At 62.9% G+C, this 4,443-nt stretch carries 4 protein-coding genes; 2 read left to right on the forward strand and 2 right to left on the reverse strand.

Going from position 1 to position 4,443, the window contains the following annotated elements; all coding sequences use genetic code 11:
- Positions 1-330 (reverse strand): putative sulfate exporter family transporter (locus EN935_RS23980; RefSeq protein WP_127373670.1); only part of this gene is annotated, 330 nt, incomplete at its 3' end.
- A gap of 143 nt (positions 331-473) precedes the next feature.
- Positions 474-1,064 carry a transcriptional regulator BetI gene (betI, locus tag EN935_RS23985; RefSeq protein ID WP_127262654.1) on the reverse strand — a complete coding sequence of 197 codons (591 nt, stop codon included), beginning with the start codon at positions 1,062-1,064 and terminating at the stop codon, positions 474-476.
- A 76-nt stretch (positions 1,065-1,140) separates the two neighbouring features.
- Here betI and EN935_RS23990 point away from each other — a divergent pair, with 76 nt between their 5' ends.
- Complete coding sequence (locus EN935_RS23990; protein WP_164757554.1) at positions 1,141-3,165, forward strand: CocE/NonD family hydrolase; 2,025 nt, start codon at positions 1,141-1,143, stop codon at positions 3,163-3,165.
- 36 nt (positions 3,166-3,201) lie between these two features.
- The coding region (locus tag EN935_RS23995) for an ABC transporter substrate-binding protein (protein WP_127373671.1) at positions 3,202-4,443 on the forward strand (1,242 nt) is incomplete at its 3' end.

Here is a 4,443-nt window from a genome sequence, read left to right on the forward strand (position 1 = left end):
CACAACTTGTCCAAGCGTCAGCTGGAATCCGAGCAGCACGATGGCGAAGCGCAGCAGTCGGCGCTGCGAAAACGCGATGCCGGCCTTGGCATGGGCGGGCGTGCCGAGCACGTTGGAGTAGATCATGCCGGCGACCACCGCGAGGATCATCGGGCTGAACAAAGCGAAGCCGGAGACGTTGCGGGCCGAGAAGGCGACGGCAGTGATCATCGCGACAAGGACGATGCCGGGGACGATGCCATTCCAGTTGAGGGATCTTCGCCCTTGCGTCAGATCGGCAGGAAACGCGCTTTTCGGAATATCGTTCGCGAAGTGGGAAACGGAAGACAATGCAATGCTCCAGACTGGTACGCTGGGAGAATGTCATTCCTACACCGATCTTTCCAACGAATTATTCTCGTTAGAACGATCGATTTTTACGAATGATTCCTCGGACGCTGGCAGTGCAAACGCCTGACGGCGTGGCGATCCTCCTATCCCTCGACGCCGGGGATCAGCAGGCAGATGTAGCGCCAGCAGATCCGCCGCGCCCGCTCAAGATCCTCTTCCACATACTCCCCCGCGTTCTGCCAGAAGAAGCCGTCGATCAGCGCGGCGATGCCGTCGACGGTGTCGTCGACCTGGTCGGCCGGAACCAGCCGTTTGACGGCATAGCGGATGTTGGAAACGAAGCGCGCGCCGGTCAGGTGGTAGAGATGCTTGATGCGCGGCTCGGTCTGCGCTGCGATCATGAACTGCATCCAGGTCACGGCGCGCTTGGGCACGCCGAGGTGCTGCGGTGCGAAGGAGCCATCGACGATCGCCTTCAGCCGTTGTGCGGGCGTCGGATCGGCAGGCGCCAGCTTCAGAATATCCTGGCGAAACAGGTTCGACAGGTTGCGCATGGCCAATGCCATCAGCTCTTCCTTGCTGTCGAAATAATGGTTGACCAGCCCAGCCGACATGCCGGCGCGCCGGGCGATCACCGCCATCGTGGCGCCGGACATGCCTTCCTCGCCGACGACGGCAATCGCGGCGTCGACCAGCTCGTCGCGGCGCATCGCCTTGATTGATCGTTTCGCCATTGCAATGCCTTCTCGTTTGTATATTGATTGGCCATTCAATACATTATATCGTCATTCAATCCAAGCCGGAGTTCACATGCCCAGCGTCGTCATTTCCGGGGTCAGAACGGTCGAAACCCACTGGATTCCGCTTGCCGACGGCCGCAAGCTGGCCGCCCGTCTGTTCCTGCCTGATGACGCCGAGAAAAACCCCGTTCCGGTAATCCTCGAATACATACCGTATCGCCGCCGCGACGGCACGCGCACCGGCGACGACGAGATGCATCTTTTCTTCGCCGGGCATGGCTATGCCTGCGCGCGCGTCGACATTTCCGGTGCCGGCGATTCCGACGGCCTGCTCGACGACGAATATGTCAAACGCGAGCAGGATGACGGACTGGAGATCCTGGCGCATCTGTGCGCGCAGCCCTGGTGCACCGGCGTCGCCGGCATGATCGGCATCAGCTGGGGTGGGTTCTCAGGCCTGCAGCTGGCGGCGCGTCGACCGCCGCAGCTGAAGGCGGTCATCACGGCGTGCTCGACCGACGACCGCTATGCCTGCGACGCGCATTACAATGGCGGCCTCGTGATCAACGACAATTTCGGCTGGGGCGGAGCGCTGTTCGGCTATTCGGCACTGCCGCCGGACCCGGCCGTCGTCGGCGAGGATCGCTGGCGGCAGATGTGGAGAGACCGCCTCGACGACCACAAGAACCATGCCGCCGAGTGGCTGAAGCACCAGCGCCGCGATGCGTTCTGGAAGCAGGGCTCTGTCTGCGAGGATTTCTCCGCGATCGAGTGCGCGGTGCTGGCCGTCGGCGGCTATCTCGACGGCTATACGCAGACCATCTTCAACCTAGTCGAGAATCTCGAGGCGCCGGCCAAGGGCCTTTGCGGTCCCTGGGGCCACAAGGAGCCGAACAGCGGCGTGCCGGGGCCGGCAATCGGCTATCTGCAGGAATGCATCCGCTGGTACGATCATTGGCTGAAGGGGATCGACAACGGCGCTGACAGCGATCCCGATATGCGCCTTTATCTGATGGACTATGCCAGGCCGCATTCGCACATCGATGTCCGGCCGGGCCGCTGGCTTGGCTTTCCGCAATGGCCGGCAAAACAGATCGGCGGCAAGGCTTATTGGCTGAACGGCGACGGCAAACTCGGCGAAACGCAGGGCGACGGGGCAGGGCCGCTGACCATTTCATCGCCGCTCACAACCGGCGTGCAGGGGCAAGAATGGTGCCCCTACGGCCAGGGCCGCATCTCGGCCGAAGGCGCGCGCGACCAGCGTGCGGACGATGGCGGCTCGCTGTGCTTCGACAGCGCGGCGATGGCGGCCGACCTGCCGCTTGCCGGCATCTCGAAAATCAGGCTGCGCGTTGCATCGGACAAACCGCAGGCGCAGATCTGCGTCAGGCTGAACGATGTGGCGCCCGACGGCACCTCGGCCTTCATCACCTTTGCGCTGCTCAATCTGGCGCACCGCGAGAGCCACGAATTCCCGACGCCGCTGACGCCAGGACAGTTCGAGGATGTCGAGCTTGACTTCAAGCCGGTGGCGCAGATCATCCCCGAAGGGCACAGGCTGCGGGTAGCCATTTCGTCCTCCTACTGGCCGATGGCCTGGCCGTCGCCGGAGCGTACCATGCTGACCTTCGACCCGAAGGGCTGCCGGCTCGATCTGTCGCTCCTGGCCAGCGAGGAGGGCCTGGCGCCCGTCGCCTTCGAGGAAGCGCTGTGGGCCGAGCCGGGTCCGGTGACGGTCAAGGAGCCGGCTCGCCAGCTGCGCTCGCTGACGACAGACCTGCCGACCGAGCGCACCGAACTGACGGCGCTGTCCGACGATGGCCGCTTCGTCTTCGAGGACATCGGCACCGAGATCACCTCCTGGCGCCGCAAGATCTATGGGATATCAGACAACGACCCGACGAGCTGCGTGACGCAAGTGACCTGCCATGAGGAACTGACCCGCCCGGACTGGAACGCGCGCCTCGATTGCGAAATCACGGTCAGCTGCGACCGCGACAGTTTCCACATCAGCGGCTGGCTCAAGGCCTATGAGCGGGGAACGATCTTCGCCGAACGGACTTACGACGAGGTCATTCCACGCGACTGCCTATAATCAACAAACGTGCAGCCAACAAAAAGGGGAACAAAAATGCGCATGAAACTCGACCGCAGAACATTCCTGGCCGGCTCGTCGGCACTGGCGATCCTGCCCTATATCGGCTTTGCGCGGGCGGCCGACAGAACCAACCCGATCATCGCGCTCGATGCCGACATCGGCAATCTCGATCCGGGCAACCGCGTCGGCACCACCGAAGGCAACATCATCCGCTCGGTCTGCCAGACCCTGGTGCGCTTCGAGCCGGGCAAGACCAGCTGGACGAATGACGCGGCCAAGGAGATCAAGCAGATCTCCGACACCGAGTTCGACTTCGAGCTCAACCCCGGCCAGATGTTCACCGGCGATTTCGGCGAGATGACCGCCGACGACGTCAAATACTCGTTCGACCGCTACATCAACGGAGACAAGAGCGGCAAGAAGCTCGCCTATGCCGACGACATGGAAGCGCTGAAATCGGTCGAGGTGACCGGCAAATACACCGGCAAGCTGATCCTCAAGCATCCATCGGCGGCGCTCTGGCTGATCGGCATCTGTGATGCGTCAGGCGCGATCCTGTCGAAGAAGGCCGTCGAACAACTGGGCGACAAGATCGCCACGACGCTGATCGGATCCGGCCCGATGGTGCTCAAGGAATGGCGCCCGAAGGAGCAGTTCGTGCTCGCCGCCAATCCCGACTACAAGGGACCCTACAAGGCGCATTTCGAGGAGATCACCGGCAAGATCATCCCCGAGCACAAGACCTCCTTCCTGTCCTATCAAGCCAAGGAACTCGACTTCACCGCCTTCGATGCCGACCAGCTCGACACCGCCAAAGGCCTGCCGGACACCAAGGTTATCGACATTCCCGGCATCGACTACACCTGGATCGGCATCAACGTCGAAAAGGGCGATCTTGCCGACCTCAAGGTGCGCCAGGCGATCCGCTTCGCGATCGATGTCGATGCCATCATCCAGGGCGCCTATTCCGGCGCCACCTCGCGCGCCAAGACGCTGCTAGCGCCCGGCCTGCTCGGCAATTGGGCCGACGCGCCGCTCTACACCAGGGACGTCGCCAAGGCGCGGGCGCTGCTCACTGAATCCGGCAAGGCGGGGCTGACCTTCACCTTCACCTGCCTCAACGACGCGACCTCGCTGGCGGTCGCGCAGATCGCCCAGGCCAATCTCGCCGAGGTCGGCATCACGCTCACCATCAACGCGATGGATTCCGGTGCCTACTGGGCGCTCGGCGCCGACGATGCCAGCAAGGATCTCGAACTGACGCTCATTCCCTAC

This window comes from Mesorhizobium sp. M7D.F.Ca.US.004.03.1.1, assembly GCF_003998635.1.
Classification (GTDB): domain Bacteria; phylum Pseudomonadota; class Alphaproteobacteria; order Rhizobiales; family Rhizobiaceae; genus Mesorhizobium; species Mesorhizobium loti.